This window comes from Bacteroides salyersiae WAL 10018 = DSM 18765 = JCM 12988, from assembly GCF_000381365.1.
GTDB lineage: Bacteria > Bacteroidota > Bacteroidia > Bacteroidales > Bacteroidaceae > Bacteroides > Bacteroides salyersiae.
In genome coordinates, this window is the sequence record NZ_KB905466.1 from 430823 (window position 1) to 450001 (window position 19179).

Consider the following 19179-nt stretch of genomic DNA (forward strand, 5'->3'; position numbering starts at 1 on the left):
ACTATATGATTATGTCTGTAAAGATACGACATAAAAACAGTAAATCAAACTTTCGATCAACTATTTCTTACTGCTTTTCACTTCTTAAAGAATTTACTGAAAAAAAGAATCTGATAATCGATGGAGTTATTCCAGTACTCACCGTTGTGCGCTCCCGGACGGGTGATGAAATCATGATCGATCTTCAGTTCCAACAAACGGTTGTGCAGATTCTTATTTACATCCAGAAAGAAATCCGCTTCCCCACAATCCACAATCAATGCCAAATCACCATTCTGCAACTTATCCACCTGATTAATAACCGTATGATCATCCCACACCTGTCTGTTTTCTTCGATTGTTCCCAATTGCTCGGACATCAACCAATTCTTCGGGAACGGACGGATATCGACTCCACCACTGGTACTACCTGCTGCACCGAACACATCTTTATGCCGGATGGCATTCCAAAGTGCTCCATGCCCGCCCATACTAAGCCCGGTAATGGCGCGTCCACGACGATCGGCTATCGTTTTATAATGTTTGTCTACGTAATTGATCATTTCTGAAGAGACAAAAGTCTCGTAGCGATAATCCTTATTCTTCGGGCTATCCCAATACCAACTGTTTTTACCATCGGGACATACAAAAATAATTCCTTTTTCATCGGCAATCTGCGGAAGTTCAGGGCGAATGCCGATCCACGTCTTGGCATTACCGCCAAAACCATGCAACAGGTATATCACCGGGCAATCAACACCCTTTGTGCCCAAAGCAATATCAGGAACAACCACTACCACTTGCACTTCCTTGTTCATAGAAGGGCTTTTTACCATCAGCGTATCTACCTGTGCCGCATAAAACGGAAGTACTGACCACAACAGACAGAGCAATAATAAACTTTTTCTTTTCATCGCATTAAAAACATTTGCATTAAAAATTAAATCCGGGATTCTTCTTCTCTCTCATAATCCGCAGAAACCGGTTTATCGAAGAGAGCCTTACAACGATTGCATTTATAAGTCCAATGATTGTCTCCGGGAGGCGCCATAACCAGCAAAGACAATACCGCAGCACAAGCTGCCCGCATCCGTCTGTCGCTCCGCAACTTAAATGTGATATCCGCCGAACCGCAATAAGGGCAACATTTCAGATCCTCCGGAAAGCTCTGATTATCACGCAACACCTGAAGGGCACGTTCATAATCTTTCTCATAAACGAAAATATCGACGCCGGAAATATTGCTTACACAACTCTTCAGCAATGATGACAGATTTTCATTATGCAACAATGATTCTATTCCCTCATTCTCTAAAGCTCCCTGAAAGATATGCGCCTGCATAGCATCATTGCATGTTATCAATCGGACTGTTCTCATGATGATTATCTACTCAAGTGATTAATGCCAACAAAAATACCGGATAATAATGAAAAGAAAAACATTTTTTATGTAATTTTGTATTCAAAATAGAAAAGGAAAAACCAAACCAATGAAAAAACGCTCCGTATTTCTTCTGTTCTTTCTCTATCTCCTCATAACGGCAACGGCACAACCACTCCACGAGATAAGAGGTACCGTTATCGACAAAGCCAGTCGTAAGCCATTGGAATTTATCAACGTAGTGATCGCCGGTTCGGGTATGGGCAGTGTCACGGATTCAGTGGGGCATTTCACCATCCAAGCAGTCCCTCCCGGTATCTATCGGTTGCAGGCATCTGCCGTAGGATATAAAACCACCCTGACCTCCGAATATATCCTTTCGACCAAAAATCTGAATATAGACATCGAAATGGAAGAAAACCCGACGGAATTAGAAGGAGTCACAATTACCGCCTCTCCTTTTCGTCGCGATCTGGAAAGTCCGGTAGGCCTGCGCATTATCGGGGTACAGGAAATCGAAAAAAGTCCGGGAGCCAACCGGGACATTTCACGTGTAGTACAGTCATATCCGGGCGTAGCATTCTCGCCCGCCGGATACCGCAACGACCTGATTGTACGTGGCGGTTCTCCATCCGAAAACCGATTCTATCTGGATGGAGTCGAAATACCGAATATCAACCATTTCAGTACGCAAGGAGCATCAGGAGGTCCCGTCGGTATCATTAATGCAGACTTTATCCGGGAAGTTAATTTCTACACGGGTGCTTTCCCGGCAAACCGGGGTAATTCGCTCAGTTCGGTACTCGATTTTAAACTCCGCGACGGAGACATGGAACGGAACTCACTGAAAGCCACGCTCGGCGCATCGGAAGTATCCCTTGCTTCCAACGGGCATTTGGGAAATAAAACTTCTTATCTCGTATCTGTCCGCCAATCTTATCTGCAATTTCTGTTTGATATGCTGGGGTTACCTTTCCTACCCACTTTTACCGATGCACAGTTCAAACTGAAAACCCGTTTCGACGAACGGAATGAATTACTTGTGCTCGGCCTGGCAGGCATAGACAATATGCGCCTCAACACCAAACTGGACGGAGAAAAAGCAGAATACATATTGAGTTACCTTCCCAAGATACAGCAAGAAACATTCACATTGGGAGCCGTATACCGTCACTATGCCGGGGCACATGTACAGACGGCAGTCATCAGCCACAGCTATCTGAACAACCGCAACACTAAATATCTGCACAATGACGAATCTTCGGAGGACAACCTCACTCTCCGGCTACGTTCTGTAGAACAGGAGACGAAACTCCGACTGGAAAACAGTTCTACCTTCGGAGCCTGGAAAGTAAATTTGGGATTGAACCTCAATTATAGCCAGTACACCAATACCAGTTTCCAACGCGTGTACATCGGAAAAGGAGAGACATCCGACTATCACACAGCCTTAGGGCTTCTCCACTGGGGTATATTCGGAACAATGAGTTATGCTTCGCCCGACGAACGCTTCACGGCATCATTAGGGGTAAGAGCGGATGCCAATAACTATTCGTCAAGGATGAAACACCTCTCCGAGCAACTTTCCCCACGTCTCTCCCTCTCTTACCGCCTCATCGACGGACTGTATGCCAGTGGTAGCGCCGGACTATACTATCAATTACCGCCCTATACAGGACTCGGATTCAAAGGGAACAACGGGAAACTGGTAAATAAACAACTCCGCTACATGAGCGTAAGTCAAGGTAGCCTCGGCCTGAATTGGCGTACCAACAGTACATTCGAACTTTCCGCCGAAAGTTTTTATAAGTCCTATGACCGGATTCCCCTATCCGTTACAGACGGTATTCCGCTTGCCTGCAAAGGAAATGATTACGGGGTAATAGGCAATGAAGAACTGACTTCTACTGCACAAGGCCGTTCATACGGCATAGAAATATTATTGAGATGGCTCGTTGCAAAAAAATTGAACCTCGCTTCTTCGTTCACCCTTTTCAAAAGTGAATATCGCAACAACAAGCAAAGCGAATACATTGCATCGGCATGGGACAACCGCTATATTTTCAATCTGAGCGGCACATACAACTTCCCCCGCCATTGGAGCTTCGGCATGAAAGTAAGCTGTATCGGCGGTGCTCCCTATACCCCTTATGACGAAGAAAAATCCCGGCTCGTAACAGCCTGGAATGCACAGGGCAGACCCTACTACGATTATAGTAAATACAATACGGGCCGGCTCCCCGCTTTCGGGCAACTGGACATCCGGGTAGACAAAACGTTCTACCTCAAGCGCTGCATGTTAGGCTTTTATATCGACCTGCAAAATGTGACAAAGAGTACCTTCAAACAACCGGATATTTATATGAGTACCGGAGTGATTGAAAACCCTTCGGATCCACTGCCTGAACAGCGATACAAAATGAAATACATCGAACAGAAAAGCGGCACACTGATGCCGACTCTCGGAATCACTTTCGAATATTAACACGGAAAAGCGTGTGGCACGCATGAAAGCGAAAGCAGACGAATACACCCAAAACAAATAAAAGAACGGGCGGCCCGATACGACCGCCTGTTTTGTATAATTAAACGAAGCCTCATAAAACGTTAAATATTCATTAATATACTCTCCATATAGATAGTGTTTCAATAGATTCAAGTAATTTTCGGGACAGAAACCATTCATATATTATATGGAATTTATAATTATTATTCTCTTACTTCTTTTAAATGGCGTCTTCGCCATGTATGAAATCGCCTTAGTATCTTCAAGTAAAGCACGTCTGGAAACCCTTGTAAGCAAAGGAAACAAATCCGCACGAGGAGTTCTGAAACAATTGGAAGAACCCGAAAAGTTCCTCTCCACCATTCAAATCGGTATCACACTGATCGGTATCGTATCGGGTGCTTTCGGTGGTGTAGCCATCGCCGATGACGTAACACCACTCTTTGCCATGATTCCCGGACTGGAAGCCTATGCCCGGAACCTTGCCATGATTACTACCGTAGCCGTCATCACTTATCTGTCACTCATCGTTGGCGAACTTGTTCCGAAATCCATCGCACTGAGCAATCCGGAACGATATGCCACAATGTTCAGCCCCATCATGATCCTTTTGACCAAAGTCTCTTATCCTTTCGTATGGCTGTTGAGCGTTTCTACCCGACTTCTCAACAAACTCATCGGACTGAAAAGCGAAGAACGCATCATGACACAGGAAGAACTGAAAATGATTCTTCATCAAAGCTCCGAGCAGGGAGTGATCGATAAAGAAGAGACAGAGATGCTGAAAGATGTATTCCGTTTCTCGGATAAACGTGCCAACGAATTGATGACTCACCGCCGTGACCTAATAGTACTCCACCCCAACGAAACCAAAGAAGAGGTGATGCGTATCATCGATACCGAACACTTCAGCAAATATCTGCTGGTCAATGAAAACAAAGATGAGATCATCGGTGTGGTTTCAGTAAAAGATATTATTCTCATGGTGGGCAGCGAACAAGAGTTCGATCTGCGTAAAATAGCCCGTCCTGCCCTCTTCATACCCGAAAGTTTATACGCAAAAAAAGTTTTAGAGCTATTCAAGAAGAACAAAAACAAGTTCGCGGTTGTTGTTAACGAGTATGGCAGCACAGAGGGTATTATCACCCTGCACGACCTGACCGAAAGCATCTTCGGAGACATTCTCGAAGAAGATGATACGGAGGAGGAAGAAATCGTCCGTCGTCAAGACGGTTCGCTGTTGGTAGAGGCTTCTATGAACATCGGCGACTTTATGGAAGAAATGGGTATCCTTTCTTACGAAGATATAGATTCGGAAGATTTCACCACATTGGGAGGTTTGGCTATGTTCCTTATCGGACGTATCCCCAAAGCAGGAGATACCTTTACTTATAAGAATCTACAGTTTGAAGTGGTAGACATGGACCGTGGAAGAGTTGATAAGTTGCTTGTCATACGAAAAGAGGAGGAAGAGGAATAAGCAACTCACTTTTTATATTAACTTAAAGCACTTAACAATGAAAAAAGTAATTATGTTGGCAGCCGTTGTAGCTGCTCTGGCATCATGCCAATCAAAAGCAAACAAAGCCGCAGAGGCTGAAGCAGACAGCATTGCTATCGAAGCAATGTCACCCACAGTAGAAGCAACCGAAGTTTATGAAGGAACACTTCCTGCTGCTGATGGTCCGGGTATCCGCTATGTATTGACTCTGAATATGCTTGCCGATGCAAACGATACCACCTACACGTTGGACATGACCTATCTGGATGCTGACGGACAGGGAAAAGACAAAACATTTACATCGGCCGGTAAACCTCAGATGATTCAGAAAACCGTCAAAAACAAAAAGAAATCGGCCCTTAAGCTGACTCCGAATGACGGTAGCGACCCTGTCTACTTCGTTATTGCCAACGATACGACCCTGACATTATCAAACGATAGCCTTCAGGAAGCAGTCAGCGACCTGAATTACGACATCGTACGGGTAAAATAAGAAAAACAAATCAAAGGAAAGGCTTCATGAGTATTACCCCATGAGGCCTTTTTTGTTACAGACAAGTTACATTCCGACAATCTCGATTCTCTTTTTATCATCCCAGCCAAACCTTTATTTTTTCAGTTCCAATACCCGAAACACCTGCTTATCAGTTCTATCTTCCCTATTTATCAATTCCATTTTCTCGCAAGACTTTCATTTCTTTCATCAAGAATACTTTCGAAATGTCGGTATTCTGATAGTTTTTCATATATTTGTAATCGCTATGTACTAGATATTTGGCTAACTTTGAATCGTGGAAAGAAAACTAATATATATATTAGAGTCACAATCGTGGTGTAAAACAAACCTAATCCGTTGAAAAAATAATATAGCTTAAAAGGGGATTTATTTGATGATTAATGAAGAAATTATAATTCGTCAAATGAAGGAAGGCAACCAACTGGCCTTTACTTTATTATTTAACGAATACAGTAAACAGGTGTATTCGCTGGCTTTTAAATACCTATATAACAGGGAACTTGCAGAGGATGTCGTCCAAAATGTCTTTTTCAAAATCTGGGAAAAGAAAAAAGACATAGACGAATCAAGACCGTTTAACCGGTATCTTTTTACTATTCTAAAGAACGATCTGCTGAATGTTCTGCGCGACAAAGACAAGGAGATATTTCGTATCTCAGATAATTTAAACCTTTTAAATACGCTTGCCAACGAAACCGAAGAACCGGAATTGGATGAAGAACAATTACGGTTGGTTCGTAGAGCCATTGAACAGCTATCTCCCCAAAAACGAAAAATAGTAGAACTGAAAATCTCCGGAAAATATTCGAATCAGGAGATTGCCGATAAGCTGAACCTATCTATCAATACCATCAAGTTTCAGTATAGCCAGGCACTGAAAGAATTGCGTATGACAATCAGATTATCCTCTTTCATGCTTCTCCTCTTGGGTGGTTTATAAATAAAATATCTTTTTTTAAAAAAAATTCCATTTTATATAATACTTTTCTCACCGACTTGTGTATTACCAATAAAAGACAGCAATTAAATGACAACTCAAGATAAACAAACAGCATTAAACGCTATTTCCAAAGCAATGGACGAAGATATCGAAGATATCATCGAAGGAAAGGAAATAGATATCCCCGAAACAGAGGAAACCTGTTTTCGCCAGGAACAAGTCTACGTGCACCTGATGAATCGGATTAATTCGAAAAGGAAAAAATTCTCTTGGTTGAAAATAGCAGTTGTCTTATTGCCATTCCTTATTTTGAATATGGCATTTTGGATATATTCGGGTAGCGACAACCGCGAAGCGGTAACCAGAGACATTTATGTGCCATGTGGAGAAAGAATGACGGTAATGTTGGCAGACGGAACAAAAGTATATCTCAATGCAGATACGAAACTGACCTACCCGGAACAGTTCGTCGGAAAAGAACGAAAAGTATCTGTAGAAGGAGAAGCCTATTTTGAAGTAAAGAAAGATGCAAAGAAGCCTTTCATTGTCGATGTCGCCTCCATGCAGATCAAAGTACTGGGAACTTCGTTCAACGTAAATGCATACCCGACAGAGAGTAAAGTGTTGACAACCTTAGACGAAGGTTCCGTAAAAATACGAAATGCACAAAGCAACTCATTCGACTATATAATGAAACCGGGTGAAACAGCTATTTATGAAAAAGAAACCGGTACGTGTATCATACAGAAAAATAAAGATTACAAAAATGAATCCGTATGGATGAAAGATGTATTGATATTTAATGATACTCCCCTGGAAGATGTACTTAAAGTATTGTCCAGAAAGTATAACGTACAATTCAATATAGAAAATGAAGCCATCTATTCTTATACGTATACATTAAGAAGCGAAGGTGAATCCTTACAGGAAATATTGGAAAGCATGAGACATATTACTCCGATCAAATATGAGAAAACGAATCGGAGAGAGATAAAAATAAGTCCGAGATAAACAAAAAAGATAAAACCTAATCTGAAATATTATACTTATGAACGCGCTATTACAAACCTTATCAGAAACTTCAACATAAGAATACCGACATCGTCTTCTTTGTTGATTAGAAAGCCATTAATATATTAGATTTCAAAGAGTTAAGAAACGAACATTTCTTAGCAAGGGATTCTATTGCTCAAATTTAAAATAATCATAATTCTAAAAAACACACAATGAAAAATTCTCTGAAAAAAAATCATTATTGTCTTTGCTCTCATGTGAGACAGTGGATTTCTATTTGGTTGGTATTATGTATATTTCCTTTAGCATTACACGCACAAAATAGGGAAATAACATTGGACCTGAAAAATGTAACGCTTGAAAATGCGGTTACCCAAATCGCCTCACAAGCAAAGATATCGGTTGCTTACAGTAAAGAATTTGTCGATACGAAGCAATTGGTAAGTATTTCTGTGAAAAATGCAACTTTAAGAGATGCTTTAAACAGTTTACTGAAAAAGACGAATGTAGGGTATAGTATTTCGGGAGATAAGCTGCTTCTGTTCGACAAAAAGACAGAAAACAGAGTTACTCCGGAAAAGAAAGTGAAAGTCCGTGGCCAAGTCATCGATCAGGTTACTACGGATCCTATGATCGGAGTCAGCGTTTTTGTGAAAGGTGGAAAAGAAGGGACTATCACTGATATAGACGGTAATTATTCGATAGAAGTCGATCCCGGAAAAACATTGGTATTTTCCTTCATCGGTTATAAAACCCAAGAAATTGAAGTCGGTTCAAAAACTGAAATATCAGTTCGTATGACGGAAAATACCGAAATGCTGAATGATGTAGTAGTTATAGGCTACGGTGTACAGAAAAAAGTAAACCTGACAGGAGCTGTATCTGCCGTAAAAGGCGATGAGCTATCCAGCCGCCCAATTACCAATGTAGGTAGTGGCTTACAAGGTATGTTGCCCGGTGTATCCATCGTACAGCCTTCCGGCCAACCGGGCAATGATAAAATGTCGATCGTAGTCCGTGGTATCAGTACATTGAACAGCAAAACCGATCCTCTCATCCTGATCGACGGAATTGCCGGCGGAGATTTAAACCTGTTGAATCCCGATGATATAGAAAGCGTATCCGTATTGAAAGATGCTGCATCTTCTGCCATCTACGGTGCTCGTGCAGCCAACGGAGTTATCTTGGTGACAACCAAACAAGGTAATCAGAAAGAAAAAACCACAGTAAGTTATTCAGGATACGTAGGCTTCCAGACTCCGACCGCATTACCCGACTTAGTAAACGGACGGGAATATATGGAATTAGCTAATGAAGCGTATATAGCTGCCGGTTTTGGTAAACTATATCAAGATGAAGCATTCGAAGCATACGATCGGGGCGACTCTCCCAATGACTATTCAAACACCGATTGGGTAAAAGAAGTATATAAAAAATCAGCAATGCAAACAGGACACAATATCAGTGTCCGTGGTGGTACGGAAAAAAGCGGCTATTACATGTCATACGGATATTTAGATCAGGACGGTCTTATCGTAGGCGATCCGTTCTCCTCAAAAAGACATAACGCCCGCCTAAGCATGAATACAGAACTCTATGACCGCCTGAAAATAAACGGTAATATCAGTTTCGTAGACTTTTATCGCCAGGAAAACGGTGTATCCGGAACGACTGGTGTATTCCGAACCGTTCAGCGTGTCTCTCCCCTTCTTCCTGTAAAATGGAAAGAACAAAATGAAAAGGGAGAGTGGGTAGATACCGACCATTACGCATATACTTCATTGATGAATCCGGTGGACATTGCCTATAATTCCGGTTATAATAAACGTAATTCACGTACTTTCAACGGACAGGTAAACGCCTCTTTGAAAATAATAGAAGGTCTGTACCTAAACGGACAATATGCCGCCAACTATTACACCCGAGATACCAAAAAATATGTCCCGGCAATGAATCGCTGGATGTCTGATGGTACGGAAGACCCGGGAAACAAATTAAGAAAGAACTCAATCAGTGAATCTCATATCAATACATTGACCCAAACTTTGAATGCCACTGCCACTTACCAGAAAAACATCAATTTGCATGATTTCAAATTGTTGGGTGGTTTTTCTCAGGAATGGGCACACACCAACACATTAAGTGCCGGTAGAAAAGTACTGTTGCTGGATGGAATTGAAGTAATAGATGCCGGAACAGATGAAATCACCAACGGGGGCAGTGCGGAAGAATGGGCTCTCCGGTCTTTCTTCGGCCGTATAAACTACAATTATGACGAAAAATATCTGCTCGAAGCCAATGTCCGCTACGATGGAACTTCCCGTTTTGCAAAAGATAACAGATGGGGATGCTTTCCCTCCTTTTCTGCCGGATGGAATTTCTCTAAAGAAAAATTCATGAGTTTTGCAGACCCTGTCTTGCAGATGGCCAAACTACGTGCTTCATGGGGAGAATTAGGTAACCAGAATGTAGGTGATAATTTTTATCCATATTTAGTAGCAATCGAATCCGTAGACAAAGCTTATCCTATCGGCAATCAGTTGAACACTGGCTTTCAACAAATCGCTTTAGGAAACAAAAACATAAAATGGGAAACGATACGCATGCTCAATATAGGTGTCGACTTCGCCCTCTTTAACAATCGTCTAACGGTCAGTGCCGACTGGTTCAAGAAAAACAACATGGATGCTTTGGTACGTCCTTCTTTCCCTTTAGTGATAGGAAAATGGCAAAAAGACTCAAGCCGTGACTACCTGCCATTGGAGAATTTAGGAGAAGTAGAAAGTAGAGGATGGGAAATAAACTTAGCTTGGAGAGATCAAATAGGTCAAGTGAAATACCGCGCATTCTTCAATTTATCCGATGCAAGAAACAAAATTATAGATTTAGGTTCGAGCGCCCCCGTATTAGGAGACCAAATTCGCAGAGTAGGCGATCCGATTGATGCGTACTATGGGTATAGAACAGACGGATTGGCACAAGTGGATGATTTTGAAGGAAAAGACAGTTTCGGCAACTATGTAAATCCGAAGTTTCCGGTGATACAAGACGGTGTTGCCGTTCAGCCCGGTGATATCAAATACAAAGACATCAGTGGCCCGGATGGAAAACCGGACGGAATTATAGATGATTACGACAAAGAAATAATCGGTGACAAGACTCCACGATATTCTTACTCATTCAAAGGAGAACTGGAATGGAAAGGAATCGACTTTTCTTTCTACCTCCAAGGAGTGGGCAAAGCAAACGGTTATTTAAGTGAAGAAGCCAGACATTGTTTCATCAACGACTACTCGGTTCCCAAAAAGTCTCATTTAGACAGATGGACTCCCGAAAATCCGAACGCATCATATCCACGTATGTATTATGCACAGACCCACAATCGCAGATTCTCGGATTTCTGGATAGAAAATGCAGCATATCTCCGCTTAAAGAATGTGCAATTAGGATATACGTTTCCACAAAAATGGATGAGAAAATTTGGAATCAACAGATTGAGAGCTTATGTCTCTGCCGATAATTTGTTTACCGTCACCAAATATTTCGACGGCTTCGACCCCGAAGTTCAACAATCTTCCGGAGATACTTATCCACAGGTAAGAACATATGTATTTGGATTGAATCTGACATTCTAACTTAAACAAATAAGAAATAACATCATGAAAAATAAAATAAAATATATTCTGGCAGGCTGTTGCCTGATGACTACTTTTAGTTGCAGTGATTTTTTGGAAAGATATCCTTTAGACAAAGCGGTCAACGATACATATTGGAAAACGGAAGCCCAACTGCGGGCTGCCTTGTATCCCTGTTATGAAGGTTTGCAATATGACCTGATAATCAATCTGGGTGAAGCTTGTGCGGAAACAGTAATATGGGGAGACCCGACATCCGGCTTGAGTAAAGTGAGCGGAGGAACCAGCAGTGCGCAAGACAACTTTCCATTCTACAATTATTGGAGAGACATTTATGGCCACATTTTTGATTGCAATAACTTTTTAGATAATTATAATGCCGCAGATGTCCCTCAAGAAACAAAAGACGTGTATGCGGCCGAAGTGAAAGTAATCCGGGCGTTACAGTACTTTTGGCTGACTTCTGTATGGGGTGATGTACCTTTGATCGATAAGGTTATCAGTTCTGAAGAAGCTTATGGCCCCCGTAATCCCAAAGAAGAGGTCGTCGACTGGATGATCGAAGATCTGAAGTGGGCAGCCGAGAAACTGAGTCCGGAAATTCAGACCGGTCAAGATGTAGGCCGTATCGACAGATGGGGAGCCTTGGCACTGATGGCACGTATCGCTCTCCAAAATCAAAGATATGAACTGGCGGAAAAGGTCTCCAAATATATCTTGGATAACAGTCCTTACGATTTATATGACTATGAAAAGGTTTATCACTTGGAAGGAAATTCTGAAAATGATCCTGATAATAAAGAATCCATCATTTATAGCTTATACGTAAAAGATATCCGGATGAATAATATGACAAATTATACTTGTACACCGGTAAATTATATACGTTTGAACGCTTCCAAAACATTTGTCGATGCATTTCTTTGTACAGACGGCAAACCTGCCACTACCGGTTTGGAATATTACAAAAGAACCGATGTTGCCGTTTCCCCTCTATCAAAATATCCGGTAACACATTATGCCGATTACTTCAAAGATAGAGATCCACGTATGAAAATGACCCTCTATACCCCGGGAGATGCATGGCCCGGCGGTGATGATGGTGATGCCGGCAACAGAGTAAATGCAACTTTCGGCTTACCTCGTTTTGCTTCCTTGCAAGGGAACAATAATAACGGTGCCAATACAAAGACCGGATTTTATTTCAAAAAATATAATTCTCCGGAGTTGGCCGGTCTGACAGACCAAGATCACAATAACATCAACGTAATTCGTTATCCGGAAATTATCCTTATTTATGCAGAAGCCTTATTTAACCAGCAAGGAGAAACTTTAACCCAAGACCAAATCGATGAAACGATCAATCGCCTGCGTAACAGGGTAGGAATGCATCCGATGAAACTCTCTGAACTGGAAGCATGGAATATGGATTTAAAAACAGAATTAAGACGTGAAAGACGAATTGAAATGTCATTCGACGGTATGCGGTACTTTGATATTCTGCGCTGGAAAGAAGGTTTCCGCCTCGGCCGTGCTATTACTTGCCCCAGCTTGGAAGTATGTATGAATGAATTGGGTGGCTGTCCGTACGTGGACGATCAGGATAACCCGATTGTAGATGAGTTCGGTGATGTGGTTTATGATAAATCTACTGCCGAAGGCGGTTCACGCAATTTTGATGAAAGCAAGCATTATCTATGGCCTGTCCCCTATCAGGAAAGATTAAAAAACCCATCGTTAGGACAAAATCCAGGTTGGTAAAAAAACAATATCATGAGACATAAGAATATATACCTGTCCATATTCACTCTGATGGCTCTCTTCTGTTCCTGCGGAACAGAAGAGAATGCTCCGGAAACTTCCGGGAATGGCGGAAACGATTCGGATGAGGATACGAAAAACTAAAATAAACAAAATGAAAAAGTTTCTATTAATAACATTACTTTCAATCTTTGGGGGTAATTGGGCTTTCGCTCAAAAACAAGACACATTGCGCATCCGTGTCATGACTTATAATCTCCGTTTTGGTGAGCTGGCCTCTCTGGAACAAATAGCCGAACACATCAAAGCTTTCCAACCGGACTTTGTCGCTTTACAAGAAGTTGACAGTAAAACCTACCGTGAAAGAGCCCCCAGACAGAATGGAAAAGATTTCATTACAGAGTTAGGATACCGCACCGGAATGTATCCTTTGTACGGAAAATCAATTACTTATAAAAATGGATATTACGGTATAGGAATGCTTTCCAAACATCCGTATTTCAGAGTAGAGAAAATGATGTTACCTCGCCCACAGGAAAAAGAACAAAGGGTGATGCTTCAAGGTACTTTCGAAGTAAACGGTACCGATACAATTACTTTTGCCTGCACGCATCTGGATTATTTTTCAGAAGATACCCGTTTTTTACAGATACAAAAGATTACGGAAACATTGATGCAATCGCCTTACCCTGTCATCTTAGGAGGTGATTTCAACGCACGCCCAGACTCCAAAACGATACAAAGAGGAATGACCGGTTGGAATTTACTGACAAATGACGATCTTACTTTTCCATCCCATAAACCATCTATAAAAATTGATTATCTCTTCGGATATCCTAAAAACGCCTGGCGTGTTGTTCGTACTCAATCCATACAATCGCTGTTATCAGACCATTTACCTATTATCACAGAATTAGAATTAATAAAAGAAACTAAATAATTAACAGTATGAATAGACTCAATACCGCTTTACGCTGCCTATTGGTGACTGCCATAAGTCTCTGTTATGGATTGATTCAGGCACATGCAGACGATTCGGGAAAACAACTGACGATGATGACCTATAATATTCAAGGGCACACCATCATCAACTCGCGTCAAATAGATAAAATTGCATCTGTCATCAAAAGTGTAACTCCCGATGTAGTAGCCATCCAAGAAGTAGATCAAAGATTTGTGAAAGACTGTGCCGAACAATTGGGTACTAAAACCGGAATGAAATCCCGTTTTTTAATTACTCATAATACCTACTACGGTATCGCCTTATTAAGCAAAGAAGAACCGCTTGGAGTAAAAACCCATCTTATTCCTAAAGGAACAGGAGGAGGAACGGCAAAACCCGATCCGGATGACAATCGTGGAATCATAATTGCAGAATTTCCCGATTATTATTTCCTATCTACCCATTACTCTCTGAATGCAGAAGACCGAGATGTAGCAACCGACTATATCATCAAATTTGCAAAAAGTGTCAGTAAACCTGTTTTTTTAGGAGGTGATCTTAACATAAAAGAGACTTACCGGGCGATGGTTACATTCAAAAATAATGGATTTTCTATCTTAAATAATACCAAACAGTTCACCTATCCGTCTACGGCTCCGGCAGACTGTATTGACTTTATCTTAGGTCACAACCAATCTTCCACATCCTATCGTGTTGTAGAAACCGGAATTGCTGATCAGAGTGAAATCGACCTCACAGCAGTCTCAGACCATTTACCTGTCTATGTAAAAATCGACTTATCAAACGCTACCGGTAATAAACCGATAACGGATGAGAAAAACAATATAGAGATTGTAAAAGACGGTAACAATTATCGTATAACAGGAATTGAAGGAATAGCTAATGTAAAGCTTTACTCAATCACCGGAGAAATCATTTTCGATACCTATATCCAAGATGGAGACAAATTACCTATTTACAACCAAAAATCAAAGATTGTTTTGCTATGGTTGAGAAACGGTAATGAGATCTATACACATAAGCTGGTGTTATAAAATCGAACTTTGGAACTTTTATCTGATATATCATTTATTAATCAATTAAAATTGTATTGTTATGAAAAAACAAATTTTACTTTCGGCAATATTAAGTTTAGCAACATGTAATATGTTTGCAGCAGACCTTACGGTGACAAGTGCCAGTGGCGACCCTTCAGTAGAAGGTTCTTTCCCTAACATTATGGCAAGTGCACAAACTGACGATGTTATCAAGTTTAATCTTGCAACGGATGACATCGAAGAATTTGATGCTGTCACCATAGATTCCAAATCATTGACTATCGATGGTATGAACCAAGCTACCGGAAACAAAATAAAATTTACCGGTGCCAAGCAAACATTATCAATGAAAGGAGCTTGCACGATTATGATTAAAAATTGCGTCTTTACAGGGAAAAATAAAGCTCAAGCATTATTCGTACAGACAGGAGCCAACCTAAATATCCAAGATTGTGACTTTATCAAGAATATGCACAGTAGTTCGGGTGGCGTATTAGGAGTAAGTCAGGATGTAACCTGCTCTATAAAGAACTGTCTTTTCGACGGTAACTCGGCAACAGGTGATGGAGGCTGTATCCGCATTTATAATAATGCCAAAGTGACTATTGAAAACTCTACATTCAAAAACAACAATAGTTCGGCTTCCGGAGGTGCCATTTATATGTATAGCACCAATGGTAAAAACGAATCAGCATTTGCATTGACAATAACAAACAGTACATTTGTGAACAATTATGCCGGAAACCGTGCCGGTGCTATTTATATCTACTCACGTGATGTATCAAAACCACTTGACAGTGTAAAAATTATCAATAGCACCATCACAGCCAATTACTCAACCAAGAATTTAGGTGGCGGTATTTTCGTATGTTCCAATACTGATTGTTCTTCAAAACTGGTATTGGTAAATACCATTATTGCCGGAAATACAGGTGGGTTGGTTGATGGAGCTTATTTCGTTCCTACTGATTTAGGTTTCTGGAAAGGAGACAAAAAAGACGGCGTTGAAATCGTAAGAAACTATGATTGGGAATTAAAGAACTGTGTTTATGGAGCGACTTATGCTACCGCAGACGATACCCAGTTAAACAATGTAGACCACTCTGCCCTGTTTGATAACTCCAATATCAAGGTTACTGATTTCGCAACCAGCAAGCTGTTTACTTCATTGTACAAATTGGATAACACAGTATTTCCCGATATTGAAGGAGATGAAGTATGGAGCCCGACTCTGAGTAATGATGCCACACCTATCGCTTCTCTTTGTGAAAACAGTATTGCAATAGCCAAAGGAACAGCCAGCTATGCAGGAGTAACGATTCCTACAACAGACCAATTAGGTACTGCCCGCCCGGCTACTCCCGCCATCGGTGCTGTAGAATATGGAAGTGCAACCGGTCTATGGAACCCGGCAGCCCAAAAGTCAAGTATTAAAATCTGGAATGATGGTAACCAACTGTTCGTAGATGGTTTCGAAGGTACTGTGTCCGTATCTGTTTACGACTTGACCGGCAAACAAGTATACGAAGGTACTATTCAGAAAGATGCTTCAACCACTTTGAATATAGATAAAGGCATCTACGTTGCTAAAGTAAACAATGTTACGGCCAAATTAGTCATGAAGTAATGTAATCTTAACACAATCCAACTATCATTTTTCAGCCGGCAACCGGGGAGATTCCCCTAATGTCTTTGGTTGCCGGCTCTCTTTTTATTAATTTTGAAAATCTAATTGTATGAGAAGCTTCTTTCTTACCTGTTTTTCTATTGTCTGGGTATTTTTTACGGGCGCCTGTACCGGTACTTCCGGTTCCACCGATATTGTAACTCCTGCCAAACACGTCATCGAGCGGCAAATTGGAGAAAAAGTAAATGGTATTAGTTTTCAACAGATAAATCCCGTTGACGGGAAAGAAACCTTTGAAATAGAAGCAAAAGAAGGAAAACTAACCCTCAAAGGAAGTAGCACAGTAGCACTTTGCTATGCTTTTCACACCTATCTGAGAGAAGCATGCCATAGTATGAAGACTTGGAGTGGCGAACATTTGGAACTTCCCTCTTTATGGCCCGATTATTCATTAAGAAAACAAACCACGCCTTACGACTTCCGGTATTTCCTGAATGTCTGTACCTACGGATACACCACTCCCTACTGGGACTGGGCGCGCTGGGAAAACGAAATAGACTGGATGGCACTCCGAGGAGTAAACATGCCGTTGGCCACTGTTGCCAGCGAAGCCATTGCCGAACGAGTATGGCTGCAAATGGGATTGACAAAAGAAGAAACCAGAGAATTTTTCACTGCTCCGGCACACCTCCCTTGGCATCGCATGGGAAATCTGAATACTTGGGACGGACCTCTGTCCGACGAATGGCAGAAAAGCCAGATTGAATTACAACATCAGATCATTAACCGCATGCGCGAATTGGGAATGCAGCCGATAGCACCGGCCTTTGCAGGTTTCGTGCCGATGGCTTTTGCCGAAAAGCATCCCGATATAAAGTTCAAACACCTGAAATGGGGTGGCTTCGATGATAAATTCAATGCCTACGTGCTCCCTCCGGATTCTCCTTTCTTTGAAGAAATCGGAAAACGGTTCGTCAAGGAGTGGGAAAAGGAATTCGGAAAAAACACTTATTATCTCTCGGACAGCTTCAACGAGATGGAACTTCCTGTTGCAAAAGACGATGTGGAAGGAAAACATAAATTACTGGCCCAATACGGAGAATCTATCTATCGCTCCATCACGGCAGGAAATCCGGATGCCATCTGGGTGACCCAAGGCTGGACATTCGGCTATCAACATGATTTCTGGGACAAAGCAAGCCTGCAAGCATTATTAAGCCACGTCCCGGATGATAAAATGATCATCATCGATTTAGGTAACGATTACCCGAAATGGGTCTGGGGAACCGAACAGACCTGGAAAGTGCATGATGGTTTCTACGGAAAGAAATGGATATTCAGCTATGTGCCTAATTTCGGAGGAAAAACACCTTTGACAGGCGATTTACAGATGTATGCCACCTCCTCAGCCGAAGCACTGAAAGCCCCTTCTCACGGAAACCTGATCGGTTTCGGCTCAGCACCCGAAGGGCTCGAAAATAACGAAGTGGTCTACGAGCTACTGGCAGATATGGGATGGACCGATCAGGCAATCAATCCGGAGCAATGGATGCCTTCATATTGCACGGCCCGTTACGGTGCCTATCCGGAAAGTATGAAAAATGCCTGGGAGCTATTCAGAAAGACAGCATACAGTTCGCTGTATTCCTATCCCCGTTTCACTTGGCAAACGGTAATTCCGGATCAACGGCGTATCAGTAAGATAGACGTAAGCGACGATTTCCTGCACGGAATAGAATTATTCTTGGCAAGTGCAGACAGCTTAAATCGTTCCAAACTCTACGTCAACGATGCCATTGAATTTGCTTCCTATTACATCGCTGCCCAAGCTGACAAACTTTACAAGCAAGCACTGACTGAAGATACCGCCGGAAAGCCGGTTGCCGCACATCAACATTTAAATCAAGCTATCGACCTGCTGCTAAACGTTGATAAATTGCTGGCTTCTCACCCGCTCTACCGTTTGGAGGAATGGGTGGAACTGGCCAGAAATAGCGGTACTACACCTGCGGAAAAAGATGCTTATGAAGCAAATGCCAAACGGCTGATTACCACTTGGGGAGGATTCCAGGAGGATTATGCAGCACGTTTTTGGAGCGGATTGATCAAAGATTACTATATTCCGCGCCTAAAGCTCTATTTTTCCAAGCAACGCGGTGATTTGGACAACTGGGAAGAAGAATGGATACGTACTCCTTGGCATAATACCACTACCCCATTTGAAAAACCATTGGATATGGCAATCGAATTGGTACAAAAAGCCAAGGAAATAAAAAATTAAAGTCTTATTTTTGGTGAATCAAAAAAGGTTTGATTA

At 41.7% G+C, this 19179-nt stretch carries 14 protein-coding genes; 12 read left to right on the forward strand and 2 right to left on the reverse strand.

Features of this window, described 5'->3' with window-relative positions; all coding sequences use genetic code 11:
- Positions 1-77 precede the first annotated feature (77 nt).
- A complete protein-coding gene (locus tag HMPREF1532_RS01690; protein ID WP_005923954.1) occupies positions 78-893 on the reverse strand; it encodes an alpha/beta hydrolase in 816 nt (271 codons plus the stop codon).
- A 26-nt stretch (positions 894-919) separates the two neighbouring features.
- Positions 920-1357, reverse strand: coding sequence for a putative signal transducing protein (locus tag HMPREF1532_RS01695; protein ID WP_025819349.1), 438 nt, complete (start codon positions 1355-1357; stop codon positions 920-922).
- A gap of 112 nt (positions 1358-1469) precedes the next feature.
- Between HMPREF1532_RS01695 and HMPREF1532_RS01700 the strand changes: the two genes are divergently transcribed.
- The 12 genes from HMPREF1532_RS01700 (at position 1470) to HMPREF1532_RS01750 (ending at position 19143) form a co-directional block, all read left to right on the forward strand.
- Positions 1470-3845, forward strand: a complete 2376-nt coding sequence (locus HMPREF1532_RS01700; RefSeq protein WP_005923960.1) for a TonB-dependent receptor — start codon at positions 1470-1472, stop codon at positions 3843-3845.
- Positions 3846-4053: 208 nt separating this feature from the next.
- A complete protein-coding gene (locus HMPREF1532_RS01705; protein WP_025819347.1) occupies positions 4054-5346 on the forward strand; it encodes a hemolysin family protein in 1293 nt (430 codons plus the stop codon).
- Between the two features lie 37 nt (positions 5347-5383).
- The gene (locus tag HMPREF1532_RS01710) at positions 5384-5860 is read left to right on the forward strand and encodes a copper resistance protein NlpE N-terminal domain-containing protein (RefSeq protein WP_005923967.1); all 477 of its coding nucleotides are present in this window, start codon (positions 5384-5386) and stop codon (positions 5858-5860) included.
- A 397-nt stretch (positions 5861-6257) separates the two neighbouring features.
- Positions 6258-6824: an RNA polymerase sigma factor gene (locus HMPREF1532_RS01715; protein ID WP_005923973.1), complete on the forward strand. Its 567-nt coding sequence runs from the start codon at positions 6258-6260 to the stop codon at positions 6822-6824.
- 87 nt (positions 6825-6911) lie between these two features.
- On the forward strand, positions 6912-7835 hold the full coding sequence (locus HMPREF1532_RS01720; RefSeq protein WP_005923976.1) for a FecR family protein: 924 nt from the start codon (positions 6912-6914) through the stop codon (positions 7833-7835).
- A gap of 215 nt (positions 7836-8050) precedes the next feature.
- Complete coding sequence (locus HMPREF1532_RS01725) at positions 8051-11473, forward strand: TonB-dependent receptor (RefSeq protein WP_005923979.1); 3423 nt, start codon at positions 8051-8053, stop codon at positions 11471-11473.
- Between the two features lie 24 nt (positions 11474-11497).
- On the forward strand, positions 11498-13234 hold the full coding sequence (locus HMPREF1532_RS01730) for a RagB/SusD family nutrient uptake outer membrane protein (protein WP_005923982.1): 1737 nt from the start codon (positions 11498-11500) through the stop codon (positions 13232-13234).
- 12 nt (positions 13235-13246) lie between these two features.
- Positions 13247-13378 (forward strand): hypothetical protein, encoded by a 132-nt coding sequence (locus HMPREF1532_RS21910; RefSeq protein ID WP_259327220.1) that lies wholly within the window; start codon positions 13247-13249, stop codon positions 13376-13378.
- A 10-nt stretch (positions 13379-13388) separates the two neighbouring features.
- Positions 13389-14174: an endonuclease/exonuclease/phosphatase family protein gene (locus HMPREF1532_RS01735; protein WP_005923985.1), complete on the forward strand. Its 786-nt coding sequence runs from the start codon at positions 13389-13391 to the stop codon at positions 14172-14174.
- 8 nt (positions 14175-14182) lie between these two features.
- Complete coding sequence (locus HMPREF1532_RS01740) at positions 14183-15232, forward strand: endonuclease/exonuclease/phosphatase family protein (protein WP_005923987.1); 1050 nt, start codon at positions 14183-14185, stop codon at positions 15230-15232.
- 61 nt (positions 15233-15293) lie between these two features.
- Entirely contained in the window at positions 15294-16862 is a 1569-nt protein-coding gene (locus HMPREF1532_RS01745) for a T9SS type A sorting domain-containing protein (protein ID WP_005923989.1), read from the forward strand.
- A 109-nt stretch (positions 16863-16971) separates the two neighbouring features.
- Positions 16972-19143 (forward strand): alpha-N-acetylglucosaminidase, encoded by a 2172-nt coding sequence (locus tag HMPREF1532_RS01750; RefSeq protein ID WP_005923991.1) that lies wholly within the window; start codon positions 16972-16974, stop codon positions 19141-19143.
- Positions 19144-19179: the final 36 nt, after the last annotated feature.